The sequence below is a fragment of the Candidatus Bathyarchaeota archaeon genome (genome assembly GCA_029882535.1).
In the GTDB taxonomy this organism is placed as follows: domain Archaea; phylum Thermoproteota; class Bathyarchaeia; order Bathyarchaeales; family SOJC01; genus JAOUKM01.
In genome coordinates this window covers 1-1,890 of sequence record JAOUKM010000076.1, presented here as the reverse complement: position 1 = coordinate 1,890, position 1,890 = coordinate 1, and the positions used below count along the sequence as shown (strand labels likewise).

Annotated in this window: 3 protein-coding genes; all 3 read left to right on the top strand. The window is 41.1% G+C overall.

Annotated features, from left to right (window positions below):
• Nucleotides 1-496, top strand: a 496-nt coding sequence (locus tag OEX01_09670) for a DUF362 domain-containing protein (protein ID MDH5449251.1), incomplete at its 5' end; no start/stop codon positions are given.
• Between the two features lie 28 nt (nucleotides 497-524).
• On the top strand, nucleotides 525-1,511 hold the full coding sequence (locus OEX01_09665) for a Gfo/Idh/MocA family oxidoreductase (protein MDH5449250.1): 987 nt from the start codon (nucleotides 525-527) through the stop codon (nucleotides 1,509-1,511).
• Between the two features lie 179 nt (nucleotides 1,512-1,690).
• Nucleotides 1,691-1,890 (top strand): hypothetical protein (locus tag OEX01_09660; protein ID MDH5449249.1); only part of this gene is annotated, 200 nt, incomplete at its 3' end.

Below are 1,890 nucleotides of genomic sequence, written 5' to 3'. Positions count from 1 at the left end.
GCGGGTGATTCGAGATGCAGACTTGAAAATTAATATACCAAAAATCAAATACACATTTGAAAAAATCAAACTTACCTGTGCATTAAAGAATATTTTCGGTTGCAATCCGTACCCAAAAAAGTTCAAATATCATTCAAAAATTGAGGAAGCAATTGTTGCCCTTAACAAGGCGATGAAATTTGACTTGTGCATAATAGATGGCAATATTATTTCGGGTGCGAAACCACGCAAAATAGGCTTAGTAATGGCAAGCAAAGACCCAGTGGCAATTGATGCAGCCGCTGCAAAAATCGCTGGAATAAACCCAAAAACAATAAAATACCTTTCACTCGCAGCTAAAGAAGGCCTAGGACACACTAACTTCATCCAGAAAGGCATACCCCTCGACTACTTCAAAGTAAGATATCCCCGAAAAGACATTCAAAAGAAACTAATGGGAAAAGCCTACGGATTCATTGTTACCATGGGGCTGGGTAAAAGACTAGGGTTAGCTTAAGTAACAAACGCCACGGAGGATTAAAAGGATGAAAAAAGTCGGATTGGGAATAATTGGCCTCGGATATGTAGGCAAAATCCATCTGAGACACTCCTTGAAACTGCCCAACGTAAATCTTGTAGCAGTCTCCGATTTGTCAAAAAAAGCCCTAAACGAAGCCAAAAACGCCGGCATTAAAAAAACGTTTACCAGTTACGAGCAACTTTTGAAAGAATCCAACATAGACGCCGTAATAATCGCACTGCCCACTCATCTCCACCTGCAATGTGCAATACAAGCAGCTGAAGCAAAAAAACACATATTTCTAGAAAAACCAATAGCCAGAAACCTCGAAGAAGCAAAGGGAATAGTAACAGCCGCCCATAAGAATTCCGTAAAACTGATGATAGGATACCCATTGAGATTTAACAAATCCTTTCGTGAACTAAAAACAAAAATGGAAAGCGGAACCCTAGGCGACGTTGAAATTGCATACGCCACTTTCATAAGTTCCGGCCCATTCTTTCACAGAGCAGAAAGCCACACCCCACTTCCTGTCCCCAAGTGGTGGTTTAACAAGGACCTAACAGGCGGCGGCGCCCTCATTGACTTAGGCAGCCACATCATAAACCTACTTAGATGGTACTTCGGAGAAATCACGCACATAAAAAGCCATCTCGGTCACAGATTCAACCTTGACCTCGAAGACAGCGCAATATGCTTCACCAAATTTGAATCAGGAACAACAGCCGTTATAACCGCCGGCTGGTTCCTCCAAGGTTATCAACTGAAAATCGAGTTCTTCGGAACCGTAGACCACGCATTTGCACAACACCGCCCAAGAAACCGTTTACTAGCCGCAACTCAAATGCTAACAACCGGCAAGTCAGAGTTTCATCGATCTCACTTTGATGAGCTTCAATACTTTGTAAATTGCCTAAGAAAAGACTCATCGCCATCACCTTCTGGACAAGACGGACTTAAAGACTTAGAAGCAATTTATCAAGCATACAAGAACAATATAGGTTTAGATTAAAGATTAAAAAATTCTTAGAGCCGATCTGCGCGCGCAGTGACACTGAAAGAATCAACATAAACAAAAAACCAAAGAGTCAGTCTTGTAAGGAATTGTTTTCTATAGAATTGTTCTACAAAACCCATAAATCACTGTCTATTTCTCAATTTATAATGCCGAATAAGGAGAAATGAGAAAAAATGAAAACGAAAACTGTTATGACCATATTGTTTCTGAGTAGCCTAATACTGTGTTTAGGCTGCATAAACGCGACAGGAGCAAAAGAACCCTCTGAACGCTTCAAAGGATATAACAAGCAAAGAGACAAATGGGTGGTCGGTAACCTAGGAAAGGCCTATGTGGAATGCGACTTCGTCTCATACCAGCTTAGAATTGACAC

What these genes read in the sequence shown, in the direction of transcription:
- OEX01_09665 (MDH5449250.1), top strand. Translation starts at nt 525, where the DNA reads ATGAAAAAAGTCGGATTGGGAATAATTGGCCTCGGATATGTAGGCAAA.